General features: G+C 44.6%; 11 protein-coding genes and 1 pseudogene. 4 read left to right on the top strand and 8 right to left on the bottom strand.

Translation table 11 applies throughout. The features are described from left to right. Positions 1–68: 68 nt before the first annotated feature. Both QZW47_RS24410 and QZW47_RS24405 read right to left on the bottom strand, forming a co-directional pair. On the bottom strand, positions 69–4,175 hold the full coding sequence (locus QZW47_RS24410; protein ID WP_293132858.1) for a CHAT domain-containing protein: 4,107 nt from the start codon (positions 4,173–4,175) through the stop codon (positions 69–71). Positions 4,176–4,195: 20 nt separating this feature from the next. Continuing rightward, positions 4,196–5,116, bottom strand: a complete 921-nt coding sequence (locus tag QZW47_RS24405) for a DUF4384 domain-containing protein (protein WP_293132855.1) — start codon at positions 5,114–5,116, stop codon at positions 4,196–4,198. Positions 5,117–5,339: 223 nt separating this feature from the next. Between QZW47_RS24405 and QZW47_RS24400 the strand changes: the two genes are divergently transcribed. Together QZW47_RS24400 and purU are read left to right on the top strand one after the other, a co-directional pair. Then, a complete protein-coding gene (locus tag QZW47_RS24400; protein WP_293132850.1) occupies positions 5,340–5,690 on the top strand; it encodes a hypothetical protein in 351 nt (116 codons plus the stop codon). A gap of 284 nt (positions 5,691–5,974) precedes the next feature. Next, positions 5,975–6,829, top strand: a pseudogene (purU, locus tag QZW47_RS24395) (formyltetrahydrofolate deformylase). A gap of 237 nt (positions 6,830–7,066) precedes the next feature. Here the strand turns inward: purU and QZW47_RS24390 are convergent. After that, positions 7,067–7,969 (bottom strand): hypothetical protein, encoded by a 903-nt coding sequence (locus QZW47_RS24390; protein ID WP_293132847.1) that lies wholly within the window; start codon positions 7,967–7,969, stop codon positions 7,067–7,069. Between the two features lie 706 nt (positions 7,970–8,675). On the opposite strand from QZW47_RS24390, the gene QZW47_RS24385 reads away from it, so the two are divergent. Together QZW47_RS24385 and QZW47_RS24380 are read left to right on the top strand one after the other, a co-directional pair. Next, on the top strand, positions 8,676–9,611 hold the full coding sequence (locus QZW47_RS24385; protein ID WP_293132844.1) for a class I SAM-dependent methyltransferase: 936 nt from the start codon (positions 8,676–8,678) through the stop codon (positions 9,609–9,611). Positions 9,612–9,772: 161 nt separating this feature from the next. Beyond that, positions 9,773–10,096 carry a hypothetical protein gene (locus QZW47_RS24380; protein WP_293132841.1) on the top strand — a complete coding sequence of 108 codons (324 nt, stop codon included), beginning with the start codon at positions 9,773–9,775 and terminating at the stop codon, positions 10,094–10,096. Positions 10,097–10,434: 338 nt separating this feature from the next. Here the strand turns inward: QZW47_RS24380 and QZW47_RS24375 are convergent, their stop codons facing one another. From QZW47_RS24375 to QZW47_RS24355, 5 genes are all read right to left on the bottom strand, one after another. Next, complete coding sequence (locus QZW47_RS24375) at positions 10,435–11,868, bottom strand: cytochrome P450 (RefSeq protein ID WP_293132838.1); 1,434 nt, start codon at positions 11,866–11,868, stop codon at positions 10,435–10,437. A 105-nt stretch (positions 11,869–11,973) separates the two neighbouring features. Continuing rightward, the gene (locus QZW47_RS24370; protein ID WP_293132835.1) at positions 11,974–12,171 is read right to left on the bottom strand and encodes a restriction endonuclease; all 198 of its coding nucleotides are present in this window, start codon (positions 12,169–12,171) and stop codon (positions 11,974–11,976) included. A gap of 212 nt (positions 12,172–12,383) precedes the next feature. Continuing rightward, positions 12,384–12,890, bottom strand: coding sequence for a MogA/MoaB family molybdenum cofactor biosynthesis protein (locus tag QZW47_RS24365; protein ID WP_293132832.1), 507 nt, complete (start codon positions 12,888–12,890; stop codon positions 12,384–12,386). A 98-nt stretch (positions 12,891–12,988) separates the two neighbouring features. Next, positions 12,989–13,324: a photosystem II reaction center protein Psb28 gene (psb28, locus tag QZW47_RS24360; RefSeq protein ID WP_293132830.1), complete on the bottom strand. Its 336-nt coding sequence runs from the start codon at positions 13,322–13,324 to the stop codon at positions 12,989–12,991. Positions 13,325–13,556: 232 nt separating this feature from the next. Next, positions 13,557–15,089 carry a DUF1565 domain-containing protein gene (locus QZW47_RS24355; protein WP_293132827.1) on the bottom strand — a complete coding sequence of 511 codons (1,533 nt, stop codon included), beginning with the start codon at positions 15,087–15,089 and terminating at the stop codon, positions 13,557–13,559. Positions 15,090–15,667 lie beyond the last annotated feature (578 nt).

The raw sequence follows: 15,667 nt of genomic DNA, 5'->3' as shown, positions 1-15,667 counted from the left end.
ACACTTTTGTTGTAGCAAAACTTTGTAAAAATCGTAGAAGCATCAGGAATTAGCGCTTCTTTTTGTCCTCATTCCAATCCCTGAGAAATCCATGCACCCCAAAAATAAGGATGAGATAACAATTGATAATCGGGGTTATTTTTACTAAACTCTTCAAATTTACTGGCTTTCTCCTTAAACTCATCCAAAATATCGCGACCTAGAGGCAAAGTGTGTAACTCTTTAATCGTGATTGACCGGACATAATTTTGCGCTTTAACTAAGGCTTCTCCCTTGCCTAAACCCTGCTGAACGTGATTTAAAAACACATCCATTAATAACAGCGATGCACGGGTAGGAACAGACCACAAACTCATAATTAAAGCCTTACAACCCGCCACCGCAAAGGCACGGCGCAGCCCAAAAACTCCCTCTCCTGATTGGACATCTCCTAAACCCGTTTGACAAGCAATTAAAATCGTTAATTCATTTTCCCATAAGTCAATGCCCGCGATATCCTGAGCTAATAATCTTCCTTTCCCGGCTTCGGGGGGTAATGCCTCTCCTTTTCGCCAAGTATTTGCCCCGGCAAAGGCTAAATAACCCCGAATCATCGCATTATTACCGGGTGCAACGGCAAAGCGATTAAAAGGGTTTTCTGTGGGGTTGGGTGCGGGGGAGATTTTATATTCTTCTGAGACTTTTTGAGCAAAGTTTCTCAACCATTGGGCGGAATTTTCTTTGCCTTGTTTGACAAAAGTTTCGGCTTGATTTTCCATCACTAACAGCAGTTGGGGATTGACTAAATCCCGATTTTGTGCGAGTAAATTATCTTCTTCTTCTGATGGACAGTTGAGCAATTGATAAGTTAATTGAAAATAGGGGTCTTCTGGTTCATAATCTCCATGTGTGGCGATTAATAAAATGCGGGGACAGGCTGTTTCAGAAAACAGGGTTTCTAGGGCTCGATCGCCTAAATATAAATTGGGTATATTTAATTTTTCCGCGATGGTTTGGGCTAGGGGTTCTGTTTCAGGAAGAGGGGTCAATTCCGCTGCGGATAGGCTTTTAAAAACGGGTTTTGTGCTGTGAGAAACACCGGATTTCGTTAAACCTTCGGTTTGAGATTTCGTTAAACTAGGAGGGTTGGGATAGTTAAAGTTAGGATTGGCAATAATTAAGGATTCCGAGGCAGTTCTGTCTGTTTCTAGTTTCCATCTTAAGACATCTCGCCCGCTACTCACATAACTGATTTGATACTTATCCCTTAATAACTCTTGGCAGGTTTCATCGACGGGCAAAACCCCAAAAGGAATCAGGCTTAAACCAAAGTCGGGGGCAATAAAAATGTTTTGATGTGGTTGCAGAATAGCAAGGAGAGGATCAAAGATTTTTTCGCGTAAGGCGTTGGGTTCTTGGGCGTCATATTGATGCTTCTTTAATAGCTCTTTTAGTGCTTCATCCCGTGTTTTACCCTTTTTATTTGCCCTAGTTTCTGGGGGTGGGGTATTTTTGTCCAAGGATAAAACTTGTCGCACCTTTTCAATTAAATCATCAATGGGTTGCGCTTCTCCTAATGAAATCATCTGCACCGCATCGGGATTTTGGGAGGGTAAAATAAACGCCCAATATTCGGCAGATTGCCAGTTTTGAGCTTTGGCGGCTGTAAAATCATAGCGATCGAACCGCACATATTCCACTAAGACGCTATTGGCGGGTAATTCTAAGGCAACGGCGCGACGATCTAGGGTTTGATGGTCGAGTTGAATTTCAGGAACTTCGGCGGCGAGTTGCTTTTCTAATTGTTGACATTGGTTTTCTAATTCGGCAATGTCTTTTTGATACTCTCGCAAACGAATGCGATAAAGTTCTATGGGTTGTTCTGGATCTGGAAGGGGTGGGTTATAGGTGCGGTGATACAGTTGTTCTTGCAAAGAACGGAGGCGATTAAACTGGGGTTTTAGGTGGGAATAGCGTTGACTGTGGATGGCAAAATTAAACGCGGCTAACGCCGCCGCCGTCATAGATTTACGTTTGAGAACGACATCTAAGGCTTTTTGGACTTGTTCGGGAGAGTCGGAGAAATATTGAGAAATTAAGGATAGGAAAGCATAAAAATTGCTTCTCTTATTTTTAATAGATTGCAGTCGTTCTTGTTCTGAACTAAAGGCAAAATTACTACGAATCAACCGTTCATACATTTCGATCGCTTCGTGCATTTTTTCAAATGCTTCTTGGGGTCGATTTGTACCAGCTAACAGTTCTGCCAACTTATTAATACTACGGGCTACATCAGGATGGTCGCCTTTAAATAGGCGTTGCGTCATCTCTAATGCTTTTTGTAAGACAGGTTCAGCTTTCGCATACCGTCCTTGGGAAGAGTAGACTGATGCTAAATTATTTAGACCTCTTGCTATATTGGGATAATCGCCATTAAATACACGTTCCCACATCTCTAATGCCTTTTGGTAGAGATGTTCAGCATCCGCGTAGCGTCCTTGGGAAGAGTAGAGTAATGCCAAGTTATTGAGACTGGTTGCCACATCAGGATGGTCGCCATCAAATAAGCGTTTTCTCATCTCTAATGCCTTTTGGAAGAGAGGTTCAGCATCCGTGTAGCGTCCTTGGGAGTCGTAGAGTCCTGCCAAGTTATTCAGACTGGTTCCCACATCAGGATGATCGCCTTTAAATAGATGTTGCCACATCTCTAACGCCTTTTGGAAGAGAGGTTCAGCATCCGTGTAGCGTCCTTGGGAAGAGTAGAGTGATGCCAAGTTATTCAAACTGAATGCAACATCAGGATGATCACCATTAAATAGGCGTTTTTTCATCTCTAACGCCTGTAGGCAAAAAGGTTCAGCTTCCGCGTATTGTCCTTGGGAGTCGTAGAGTCCTGCCAAGTTATTGAGACTGGTTGCCACATCATGATGGTCGCCTTTAAATAGATGTTGCCACATCTCTAACGCTTTTTTAAAGAGAGGTTTAGCATCCGTGTAGCGTCCTTCGGAAGAGTAGAGTAATGCCAAATTATTCAAACTTTGTGCCACATCAGGATGGTCGCCTGTAAATAGGCGTTTTCTCATCTCTAATGCCTTTTGTAAGAGAGGTTCAGCATCTGCGTAGCATCCTTGAGAATCGTAGAGTAATCCCAAGTTATTCATCATGGCTGCCACATCAGGATGGTCGCCATTAAATAGACGTTGACACATCTTTAACGCCTTTTTTAATAGAGATGCAGCATCCGTGTAGCCTCCTTGGGAATCGTAGAATGATGCCAAGTTATTCATCATGGCTGCCACATTGGGATGGTCGCCATTAAATAGACGTTGACACATCTTTAACGCCTGTAGGTAAAAATGTTCAGCTTCCGCGTAGCGTGCTTGGGAAGAGTAAAGTGATGCCAAGGTGTTCAGACTGACTGTCACATGAGGATGGTCGCCATTAAATAAGCGTTTTCTCATCTCTAATGCCTGTAGACAAATAGGTTCAGCTTCCGCGTATAGTCCTTGAACGTTGTAGATTTCTACCAAGTTATTCATCATGGTTGCCACATCAGGATGATCGCCTTTAAATAGATGTTGCCACATCTCTAACGCCTTTTGGAAGAGAGGTTCAGCATCCGCGTACCGTCCTTGGGAATCGTAGAGTAATGCCAAATTATTCAAACTTTGTGCCACATCAGAATGATCGCCTGTAAATAGACGTTTTCTCATCTCTAATGCCTTTTTTAAGAGAGGTTCAGCATCTGCGTAGCGTCCTTGGGAATCGTAGAGTTGTCCTAAGTTATTCATAATGGCTGCCACATCAGGATGGTCGCCATTAAATAAGCGTTTTGTCATCTCTAATGCCTGTAGATAGAGAGGTTCAGCTTTCTCGTTGCGTCCTTGGGAGTAGTAGAGTGTTGCCAAGTTGTTCAGACTTTGTGCCACATCGGGATGGTCGCCATTAAACAGGCGTTTTCTCATCTCTAACGCTTGTAGGGAAAGACGTTCAGCTTCCGCGTAGCGTGCTTCGGATCTGTAGAGTGTTGCCAAGTTAGTAAGACTTGCTGCCACCTGAGGATGGTCGCCTGGGTGAAGGGATTGAGCTAAAGTTAATGCTTTTTCAGCAATCTCTATTGCTTCAGTAAATTTGCCTTCACTATAAAGCTGAATAACTCTTTCATTTAGTTGTTCCGAAGCATTCTCTCCGTTCATGTTTCCCCTCACCTCTAAATTTAAGCAGCAACAACCAAATATTCAGTATATAACACCTCAGCGTTAGGTTGACTATTCACATAGTCCAAAATTTCTGCTAAATGCTCTCGATCGACTTCTAAGGCTTCCTGGCCACTATCTTCCAACCACTGAAACGGCGGTAACTCAGGCGTAATCACCGCAATCAGTTGTTCCCATCCTAGCTCATCCGAGCCAAAAAATTCATACTCAGAGTCAGAATGGGGTAACTTCGTCTCTTTCCCTGCATGGTAGGATGAGGGGGCAAATTCCGAAGGACATAAACAAACAATCGTGCCGTTAGGTTCCCGTTCAAATAAGATTAAATGTCCGAATTGGGGAGAAATCACCCGATAAGTTAAATCGCTATTAACCGGAATTTGTTGACGTTTGATATTCGTTCGTGCACCCATATTTCCTAATTGTGGTTCCCATTTTTCCACAACTAACTCAGATTGCATTTCTTTATCTGTCGCGGGCTGGAGTTTTTTAGCTTTCGTTTTTAATTCGTTCCAATATTCTTCGATAGTAAGCGGTTTAATTAATCGCTGTTCTTTTGCCCATTCAATAAACTTAACTTTTTGTAACCATGCTTTACCTATTTTCCAGCGACCTTTTTTAGTTTCCCCAAAGTCGCACCCTTCATCTTGCAGCTTGTCGCAAATTACCTGTAAGCGATCGCGCAAAATAATAGCTGCCGCATCTACACTTTTTTTAATAGCAGCCGGATCTTTGTCTGGCTTTTTAGTTCCCTCTAGTAATTCACCTTGCCATTCATCAGCTAAAGTCTTATCATTCAATTCTGCATTTTTTTCGCAGAATCGGTGCAAAAATACTATCCGAGTTTTGCCAGTCAAGCAAAATTTCGTTGCCATTGCTTCAAGAAAGTCTTTTTCATGGTCTTCATACCTGGGTAATTTCATTAGCTTTATCTTTGATGGAGGATAATATTAGTTTATCCATACTTCAGAAGTTTGGCAAGTCCCAAACCACTTAATTCTACCAGTTTCTACTAATTTCTACTTGAGAGCTATCGATCGTCTCTTGAGTTATGACATCTATTTTTATCTACATAATCCCTTCTCAAAAATTGCCGATTCATTTAAAGACTCGCTATTATCGTTGTAAGTTTTAGAGGGAACCACCATGTTCAACAAAAACAAAAGGCTCGTAGAAGAATTGGAAGGCTTGGAGGACTTAAAAGAAAGACTCATTCGCCTAGAGGTACAACAAGAGCAAGACCTACGGAACTTTGAAGCCTACGATCGGGATCTTGCTAAATTCCAAAAAATCATCGAAGAATTCGAGGGCATTCTTAAACCTTTTCAGACAATATGTACTTTAATTAATCAAACCCCTGGAGGCTTAAAAACTTGGCTGATCGCAGTCACGCTGGCTGCTACAATAGGTTTAGTAGCGGTCGATGTTTCCATCCGTGCGATCGGAGTAAAACCATTTATCAAATTTCTAATTGAAGAAACCAAAACGTTCAAATGATTGGTTAATCAGCAGGTTTTTGCTATTTCTGATTACCGTAATCATAAAATCCTGGTTATTGACCCCCTTGATGATGGTCGTGGTGCGTCGCTACTGAATTGTTTTCAATAGCTGGAATTGTTGGTGGCGACTCACCCTACTTTATACTCTTAGTATAAAGAGGGTATTATACCCGGATTTGGTATCAGATATAAATAACCTGATAAATAGAGTCGAGAACCCATAGTATAAATGGTTTGATTATCGTATACTGTCAACAGTCAACAGTCAACTGCTATTCTACCATGACTAGCCCTACAGCAACCCTTTTAATTTCCTGTGCCGATCGCAAAGGAGTTGTCGCCTTACTTGCTAATTTTATCGCCTCCCATAATGGCAATATTATCCACGCCGACCACCATACTGATTTTACCGCGGGATTATTTTTAAGTCGGCTGGAATGGCAATTAGACGGTTTTGACTTAACAACCGAAGAAATCACGCCTGCTTTTAGTGAACTTGCCAAGGATTTGCAAGCGAATTGGCAATTGCATTTTTCCCATAAAATTAGACGGATTGCGCTCTGGGTCAGCCGTCAATATCATTGTTTGTTAGACTTGATTTGGCGGCAACGTTCTCAAGAATTTCGGGGGGAAATTCCCCTGATTATTAGTAATCATCAAAAATTAAAGCCTATTGCTGCCCAATACGGGATTGATTTTGAGTACATCCCGATTAATAAAGACAATAAAGCTAGTCAAGAAGGACAACAGTTATAAATTCTGAAAAATCATAAAATTGATTTGGTAGTTTTGGCGAAATATATGCAAATTTTGAGTCAAGATTTTATGAAAACTTTTCCTGATGTGATTAATATTCACCATTCGTTTTTACCCGCTTTTGTGGGGGCTAATCCCTACGAAAGGGCTTATGAAAGAGGAGTAAAAATTATTGGTGGCACAGCCCATTATGTGACGCCTGATTTAGATGCTGGCCCGATTATTGAGCAAGATGTTGTGCGCGTGAGTCACCGCGATGAAGTGTCGGATTTAGTTCGCAAAGGTAAAGATTTAGAAAGGGTTGTTTTAGCAAGGGCGGTGCGATATCATTTACAAAATCGTGTTTTAGTTTATGGCAATCGTACTGTTGTTTTTGCTTGATTTTTTAACTTAAATTGCTAGTGGGTTGCTCTAATTTTGGGACGGGCTCTTCGGCCCATCCCACAACAATAAATATTTTTTTTTGGGGACGGGCAGGATGCCCATCCCACAAGAACAAATAAATTTTGTGGGACAGGCATCTTGCCTGTCCAGCTATTTTTGTAATAGGTATAATAAGCAATCCTGGGGATGCGAGGTGCGTGAAATAGCTCCTCGCATTTGATTCATTGCAGCAGGTTACATTGGGGCGAATAATGTTTGGGCGTAAGCGCGATCGATCAATTGGCGAGCAACTGTCTGAATTCCGGTATGCTCGTAATAATTGGTAGTCATGTCCAAAAATGCGGCGACATAATCCAATTTATCATCGGTAACATCAACGTATTGCTTGAGATTACCTAAAACTGTGGCGGGAGTTAAGCCGCGAGACTGCACTAAATTGTTCATCCAACCTTGGGCTGAGGCGAATGTTGTTGTCACAAATCCGAATTTTTGTGCATTGCTGGCGCCGGGAATTAGGTTGCTGATGTTTTGGAATGTTGAGTTTTGCTGAAAGGCTGAAGGATTTAAGCCGCCTAGGGTGTTTTGCGCTACTCTGAGGAAGTCCGGGCCGAGGGGAATTAAACCGTCAACGCATACTAATGCGGCCATCCGCATCAGAGATTCGCTCTTGTATTCTGATAAGTAATTTGTAAAGCTTCCCACGTTGTCAAGGGAAATTTTGTTGAGTTTGCAGAAGACGATGAGTTCGATCGCCACTTTGACACATAAGTCGATCGTTTGAGTGGTGTCAGCCTTGGGAGTCAAGCGGCTCATAAACGACAGAAAGCCGATTTTTTCGCCGATTTTATTCGCCATAGCGGTGGCGCCTAAGGCGCTGTCGGCGCTGTCTGCAAGCTGGTAAAGCTTGACTGCGCCTTGATAGGGCTCGTTGGAGTTGGCGTAAAGCTCGATCGCCCTGGTACGAATTTTTTGCACTAAAGCGCGATCGGTTTCTCCTGTGAGCGATCGAATAGTATTGTCAAAACCAGAAAGATTGTTCCACTCCCCCGGAACCACAAAATCGAGGGACTTGAGCATCATCACAGTAATCCCAGAATTCGGTAAATTGTCAACCAATTCCACAATTGACTTGCTCACAACAAACTCCTAAATAATTAGATTTGATAGTGTTCTTCCCAATACTCCAACTTCGGTAAATCCGATTCCCGATTCCCCCGCAATATCATTTTCGCTCAATGGATTATGCTCAGATTGGTTTGTAGTGAGGACTTTAGTCCGCATCCAAGAAAGGACTAAAGTCCTCACTACGAACCTGTAGTGAGGATTTTAGTCTGCATCCAAGAAAGGACTAAAGTCCTCACTACGAACCTGTAGTGAGGATTTTAGTCTGCATCCAAGAAAGGACTAAAGTCCTCACTACGAACCTGTAGTGAGGATTTTAGTTCGCATCCAAGAAAGGACTAAAGTCCTCACTACGAACCTGTAGTGAGGATTTTAGTTCGCATCCAAGAAAGGACTAAAGTCCTCACTACGAACCTGTAGTGAGGATTTTAGTTCGCATCCAAGAAAGGACTAAAGTCCTCACTACGAACCTGTAGTGAGGATTTTAGTTCGCATCCAAGAAAGGACTAAAGTCCTCACTACGAACCTGTAGTGAGGATTTTAGTTCGCATCCAAGAAAGGACTAAAGTCCTCACTACGAACCTGTAGTGAGGATTTTAGTTCGCATCCAAGAAAGGACTAAAGTCCTCACTACGAACCTGATGAAGTTTCATTGTCTCAACTCAATAAAAATGATGTATGTGTGTTATAATCGATCGCGCCCAAAAGAAAAATATAAAATATGAATGTTGCAGTTAACAAAACTCCGGGATTAGCATCGCGTTTAGTAAATAGCGTACTCTCCATCAAACCTTTGGCCGCTCTAGCCAAGCACCAAGCGCGGGAAATGATGATAAACAGAGCCGAAAAAATCGGGGTGCATTGGCGAGAAGAAGCCCAAGAACTTTTGGCCCGGAATTGGGATGCAGAATTGCTGAGCGTAGAAAATCCCGATCTGGTTTACCCAAAATATTATCTAACTTCATTCCACGCTTACGAAAAAGGTAATATGAGTTGGGAGGCTGCGACAGAAGTTGAAGTTGCAGCCCGTGCAGTTCATGCGGGAATTTGGCCGGAAGCTGGTGCAGAAGGTGATGCTAAACTTCGCGCTAGCTATCACGAAATCGTTAAAGCTCAAATTGGTAAACCGCCGCAAAATATTGTGGATTTGGGATGCAGTGTGGGAATGAGTACGTTTGCTCTTGGGGATGTTTACCCGGAAGCCAAGATGACTGGAGTGGATTTGTCGCCTTATTTTTTAGCAGTTGCTCAATACCGTTCCCAACAACGAGAAGCGGAATTTTCTAGTCAAAGATCTCCGAGTTGGGTTCATGCTGCTGCTGAATCTACTCGTTTACCTGCGGCTAGTTTTGATTTGGTTTCTATTTGTTTAGTTTGTCACGAATTGCCACAGAAAGCTTCTAAAGAAGTATTTCTGGAAGCTCGGCGTTTGTTGCGGGCTGGCGGACATTTGACAATTATGGATATGAATCCTCAGTCTGAAGTTTATGCTAAAATGCCTCCTTATATTTTGACTTTGCTCAAGAGTACGGAGCCTTATTTGGATCAGTATTTTGGGTTGGATATCGAGCAGGCTTTGGTTGATTCGGGTTTTGCTGCGCCGACGATTACTTGCAATACTGTCCGACACCGGACTGTTGTTGCTGAGGCAATTTAGCGGTTTTGAGGTGATTTTAGGTGGGACACGGCGCTCGGGTAGGATACGGCAGTGCCGTGTCCCTACTGTATTTGATACGATCGCCAATCTGGTAAAATTAATGGTTAGACAGCGGTCTTAGGTAGAAGATTCTGAGAAAACCCGAAATTAAGGATATCTTGATGAACCCGACAGCTCCATCTCAACACGTCATCGATTGTTTGCAGACGATTTTGGATTCTACAGCCTCGAAAAATTACGAGCTTTTTACAACTGTGGGCGATGCTGGCTATAAAGCTGCGATTACACAAGAAATGTTTGAAGATGTTAGCGAACAACTCGGTTCGCGCCTGCAAAACGGATATTCAATTACTTATTTTGGCGATTTAAAACAAGGTGATTCTATGATTTATTTGTGGAAGCTGAGTTTTGCAGATGGTGGAGATGAATTTGTGGCACAGATGACTATGAATGGAGACAAAGTTGCTGGAATTTTCATCGCTTGATGCCAGCTTCAGGTTGTTAGATATTATCCGGTAGATTACCATCACAAAAACAAACGGTTCGTAGTGCGGACTTTAGTCCGCAGCTTTTTGCCGGCTTTAGTCCGCAGCTTTTTGCCGACTGAAGTCGGCACTACGAACCTGCTTTTTGCTGAGTTTAGTCCGCAGCTTTTTGCCGACTGAAGTCGGCACTACGAACCTGCTTTTTGCTGACTTTAGTCGGCACTACGAACCTGCTTTTTGCTGAGTTTAGTCCGCAGCTTTTTGCCGACTGAAGTCGGCACTACGAACCTGCTTTTTGCTGACTTTAGTCGGCACTACGAACTTGCTTTTTGCTGAGTTTAGTCCGCAGCTTTTTGCCGACTGAAGTCGGCACTACGAACCTGATTTATTGCTGTCAATCCTGCGGATTTGATATCGGAAGATAACCGATCGCCCACAACGGTTAATCGAAACTTCTCCGGCGGTACAAAGGTGATTCCCCGGCGGCTGGGACGAATTGGCCGATCGAGATTCGAGACAAACTCGCGCGCCGACAACACCGTTGCTAACACCAGCTTCATCTCAAACATCGACAGCGCCATCCCGATGCAGCTTCGACTCCCGCCCCCAAAAGGTAAATATTCAGCGGCGGAAAACTTGCGATCTAAAAAGCGATCGGGATTAAACCCGGCCGGATTTTCGTAGGTTTCAGGGCGGCGGTGCGCTAAATACACAGAGGGGATTAAAATCGTTCCCGGTTGATAGGTATAGCCTTCAAGTTCGATCGCCCTTTTTACCTTGCGCGGCTGCGAAATTAAGGCGATGGGATACACCCGCAGCGCTTCTTTACAAACTGCGGTTAAATACGGCGACTGCGAAAGCGCGACGGGATCGGGATTTTCGCCCAATTCATCCAATTCGGCGCGCAATTTAGCCAGACAGTCTGGAAATTGATGCAGCCAGTAAAATGCCCAAGTCAATCCCGATCCAGTGGTTTCGTGTCCCAACAACAACAGCGTCATCAACTGATCGCGCAATTCTCGATCGCCAATTGATTCGCCTGCTTCGTCGCGCGCCATCATTAATACTGACAGAATATCCGTGCGAGACGCATCCAGAGAATGCGATCGCCTCTCGGCAATTTCTGCATAAATCAGCGAGTCAATCTGCGCCATTTGCTGCAAAAACTGCCCCCACGGACTCCAAGATCCGAAATTTTGCTGCAACGGCGCAAAGAAAAATTGGATTGAGTAGAGTTCTGAGGTAATTGCTTCTAAAAGTTTCCCCAGCAAGTGTTTGAGGCGTTCATAGCGCTCTCCCGGCACTAATCCGAAGACAACTTGCAGGATTACTTGCAGCGAAATTTCTGACATTTCTTGACGCACGGCGATCGCGTCTGCGGTTTTCCAGTGCTGCGTTTGCTTGCGCGTCAAATCCACAATCAAATCGCCTTGACTGTGCAACTGTTCCCGATGTAGCGCGGGCATTAATAGCTGTCGCTGTCGCAGGTGTCGCGCCCCTTCGTTCATAATTAGGGATTCATTTCCTACCAGCGGGCGAAATACGTTGGTGACTTTGCCAAATTCAAAGGCATCGGCGAAGGTTGTAAACACGCCCTGAATGGCTTCGGGACGGCCTAGAAACACGACGGGTGGCGAAGCGGGCCCCAGTACGCGGGCGGTAAATGTATCGCCATATTTGGCAGAATAGCGATCGAAAAAGGCGATCGGATCGGCTACCAGCGAAAGCGTTTGGAACAAAGCAGGAGAACGAGATCCGGCAGGCAACGTCATTGCAAAAATTGGCGATACACAATATTTCTAATGTATTTTGACATACTGGGAAGTCGATCGACCGCAGGCACCCTGAAATTTATCACAGGAGCGATCGCAGGCACGCTATAGCAGTTGACGGTTGACGGTTGACGGTTGACTGTTGACTGTTGACGGTTGACGGTTGACGGTTGACGGTTGACTGTTGACTGTTGACGGTTGACTGTTGACGGTTGACTGTTGACGGTTGACTGTTGACTGTTGACTGTTGACTGTTAAAGGAATCAAACCGTTAAGGGTAGAGGGGTTTCTGGTTCTATTCATGAGGTTATCTATGTCTTAACAGCTTTGGCGGTTGCTATATAAATCAATACGCTTCCGATCCCAGATGCCAAAAGAGAAAACCTCTGAAAAATAGATACGGAGATTGCTTCGTTCCTGGCGGAGGACAACGGTTAACAATCGCGTTTTGAGCGTAAGTCATGATTAACAAAAGCTGGATGCGGGCGATCGACTTCAAACTCGATCGCCTGCCCTCAGCCGCCGCGCAACTGCTGCACCAAGTGAATTAATTCCGGTAAAATTAGCTTTTCCACAGCTAGTCTTACGCCATTGCTAGAGCCGGGAAGAGAGAAGACTAACTTGCCTTTATATACGCCTGCAACTGCACGAGATGCGATCGCCCTCGAACCAATTTCTTGATAGCTCAAAAACCGAAATATCTCCCCAAATCCCGGTAAAATCCTGTCTAGCAAACTCTCCATCACATCGTAAGTAGTATCTCGGGGAGAAATACCCGTCCCGCCGTTAAAAATGATTGTATCCACATCTTCGCGCTGGGAAAACGCCTGCATTTGCGATACAATTTTTGCCGCATCATCTTTAACAACAGTGTAAGCTACCACAGAGTGACCGGCATCTTTTAACAGCTTCTTGGTTAACAAGCCGCTATTATCTGTTTCAGCCGAGCGCGTATCGCTAACAGTAATGATAGCGCAATTTACGGTTATTTTAGATAAATCGGGGTGAGGAATTTGCGTCATAGTTTCTTGTCGTAAGTAATCGGAAATTGGCAGTAGGCGATCGGCTTTCTTACCAATTACCTACTACCAATTACGAATTACCAATTACCAATTATCTATTATGCCTTGCTAAATCCTAAGCCGTTTGCTTCCGAGTAGCGTTCCATGAAACGCATAAAACGCTCCCATTCTTCGGCACTTCTCATCAGATAAAGAGCTTCCAAACCCGCAGGCTGACCGTTGACGAACTTCGCCTTGACCTCGCGAGTCAGGAGTTCGCCTTCATCGTCGATCATATACATTCCAGTAATGTCTTGGGTACTGGTGCTGCTGAGAGCTTTGGGATTTTCAAACAAAAACGTGGCAGTGCCTTGAGTTCCGGTTTTAGAACGGGTTAGGCGCACTTCGGGTATAGAATCTTCGTCCATCCCCCGGGAGAATTGAATTTTAGCCATAATTTGACAGTCGAACCTTAAAGATTGCTGAATTTCTTAATTTTTTAATCATAAAACGATTCGGGCACTCGGAAGTCAAGACTTACCAGAGGGATAGGGGAGAGAGAGGGGAGGAGGAGATTGGGGAAATCCGAAACGAGTTGCTGATTGGTAAGCTGTTGGGCATTTAAATTGTATGTTTCAATGCCCCGTATCAAAACTCCTCAGCTCTGCTCCCCCTCTGGCAATTCGCCTAGACGATGTAGGGAGAGTTAATTGGCTCTGCTCGGTTTGTGGCTACCAAAGTTTGGTAAACGAGGGCGGATATCTCGCCGCGGGTGATATCGCGGGCGGGGGACAGCTTGTCTCGCGCGGGATAGTTGACGACGATTTTGCGCTCTGTGGCGGTGGCGATGGAGTCGGTAGCAAAACTGGGAATCAAAGCTCGATCGGCATAAACGCTCAAAGAATTAGGATTGCCGCCTGTAATCTGCAAGCCGTTTACCAATGATACGATCGCCTGAGTTCTAGTCAAATTCTGTTCCGGGCGAAACGTGCTGTCGGGGTATCCAGCCAAAAACCCACCTCGATTCGCTTTGACGATCGCACTTTGGGCCCAAAAATCCGGCGCCACATCCTTAAACACCGTGGCTTCACGGCGCGGCGCCAACTCAAACGCCCTCGCCAGCAAAGCCGCATACTGAGCTCTAGTTAAACTCGCGTCAGGTTTAAAAGTACCGTCAGGAAACCCGTTAACAATATTCATGGAAGCGAGGCGATCGATAAAATCCTTAGCCCAATGTGTGCTGGTGTCGCTAAACTTGACGCCGCCAGGAGTCGGAGTTGGAGTTGGAGTCGGAGTCGGAGTTGGAGTCGGCGTCACATTTCCCAACTCAAATAAACCTTTTACCCGCGAAGGATTGAGCTGATTTCCCAGCGCAAAAATCTTAGTCGCAGTAGCATTTTGCAAATCAAACTCGCCATTATTGGCAAAAATATTGCCCCCCAAATCTTGAGCCGTACCAAGATCCGGCAGCGATTTTTCCACCGCAGTCAAACCATCTTCGGTATTTTTTTCAATGCGATTCTTCCGCACCATCGGCTTGGAGCTCCCCGTTAAAACAATACCAGAGCGATTAGCCACAATTTGGTTGTCAACAATCAAAGGAGCCGATTGAGCTTGTAGAGAAATACCAAAACCGGTATTTTGAAAAACATTGCGCCGGATTACGCCTTTAGCACTGCCAGCAAAGATCGCGCCAGCCGCCGAGTTTTCTATAAATCTGTTGTCGAGAATCCCAGGATTAGCCGTACCTGTGGCAAAAATACCTTCGCGCTTGCAAAGAGTGAAAGTGCAGTTAGCCACAGTGGGAGAAGTTGACTCAATCCAGACTCCGGTGCCGCGACTATCCAAATTAGTGACAGTTACTCCGCGCAATTCAGCATCAGTTGCTAGCAGTATAGTGATATTTTGACCCGCAGCGCTGGGACTGACAAATTTGCCGCTTCCTTGAATCAGAGTGCCGCTTCCTTTGTTGGCTTCATTCCCGATCACTTTGACTCCTGAGGGAATTTCTAAGGGGAATTGTTCGCCGCTGGCTGCGCTGTAAGTTCCCGCGGCTAGCTGAATAACTGTTCCGGATGCAGCGGAGTCGATCGCGCGGGCGATCGTTTTGAAGGGAGCAGATTGGCTGCCGACTGCTCCATTGCTGCCTGTTTGTGCGTTAACGTAGAGTGTTGCCATGTTTTTGCTGTATGGATAATTGGCGATCGAGCTTTTGTGCACTTTTCATTCTCTACTAAGCTGACACCGGATATATATTCAGCTTTGGTGTTACAGATGATTGAATTGCTGGATATCCGCAACATCGCCCCTCAGTAGCGATAACCAGCAGGGGGATTGCCCCTATTCGGTAGTCCGATTACTTACTTAAACTGTGTGCTGCGTCGCCATCAATATCTTCAAGTAGTATTTTTTAATTTTACAAAACCCACTTAAACTGTGTGGTGCGTCGCTATCAATATCTTCAATTATTGGCAAAACTTCTCACAGCGACACACCCTACAATCATTGGTGCATCGCCATCAATATCTTCAAGTAGTGGCAAGAATTATCAAAGCACCTTAAACTGTAGGGTGTGTCGCCCTCAAATAGTCTCAAATAGTGCCGACAAATCCCATAGCGACGCACCTTAAACTGTGTGGTGCGTCGCCATCAATATCTTCAATTAGTGGCAAGAATTATCAAAGCACCTTAAACTGTAGGGTGTGTCGCCCTCAAATAGTCTCAAATAGTGCGGACAAATCCCATAGCGACGCACCTTAAACTGTGTGGTGCCTCGCTATCAATATCTTCAAGTAGTG

Source organism: Microcoleus sp. bin38.metabat.b11b12b14.051, assembly GCF_013299165.1.
In the GTDB taxonomy this organism is placed as follows: Bacteria; Cyanobacteriota; Cyanobacteriia; order Cyanobacteriales; family Microcoleaceae; genus Microcoleus.
Note: the sequence above shows the minus strand (reverse complement) of the source record. Positions and strands in the feature narration are given on the sequence as shown.

Coding starts and splice junctions, on each gene's coding strand:
- QZW47_RS24410 (WP_293132858.1), bottom strand. CDS start 4,175: ATGAACGGAGAGAATGCTTCGGAACAACTAAATGAAAGAGTTATTCAG.
- QZW47_RS24405 (WP_293132855.1), bottom strand. CDS start 5,116: ATGAAATTACCCAGGTATGAAGACCATGAAAAAGACTTTCTTGAAGCA.
- QZW47_RS24400 (WP_293132850.1), top strand. CDS start 5,340: ATGTTCAACAAAAACAAAAGGCTCGTAGAAGAATTGGAAGGCTTGGAG.
- QZW47_RS24385 (WP_293132844.1), top strand. CDS start 8,676: ATGAATGTTGCAGTTAACAAAACTCCGGGATTAGCATCGCGTTTAGTA.
- QZW47_RS24380 (WP_293132841.1), top strand. CDS start 9,773: ATGAACCCGACAGCTCCATCTCAACACGTCATCGATTGTTTGCAGACG.
- QZW47_RS24375 (WP_293132838.1), bottom strand. CDS start 11,868: ATGACGTTGCCTGCCGGATCTCGTTCTCCTGCTTTGTTCCAAACGCTT.
- QZW47_RS24370 (WP_293132835.1), bottom strand. CDS start 12,171: ATGAATAGAACCAGAAACCCCTCTACCCTTAACGGTTTGATTCCTTTA.
- QZW47_RS24365 (WP_293132832.1), bottom strand. CDS start 12,890: ATGACGCAAATTCCTCACCCCGATTTATCTAAAATAACCGTAAATTGC.
- psb28 (WP_293132830.1), bottom strand. CDS start 13,324: ATGGCTAAAATTCAATTCTCCCGGGGGATGGACGAAGATTCTATACCC.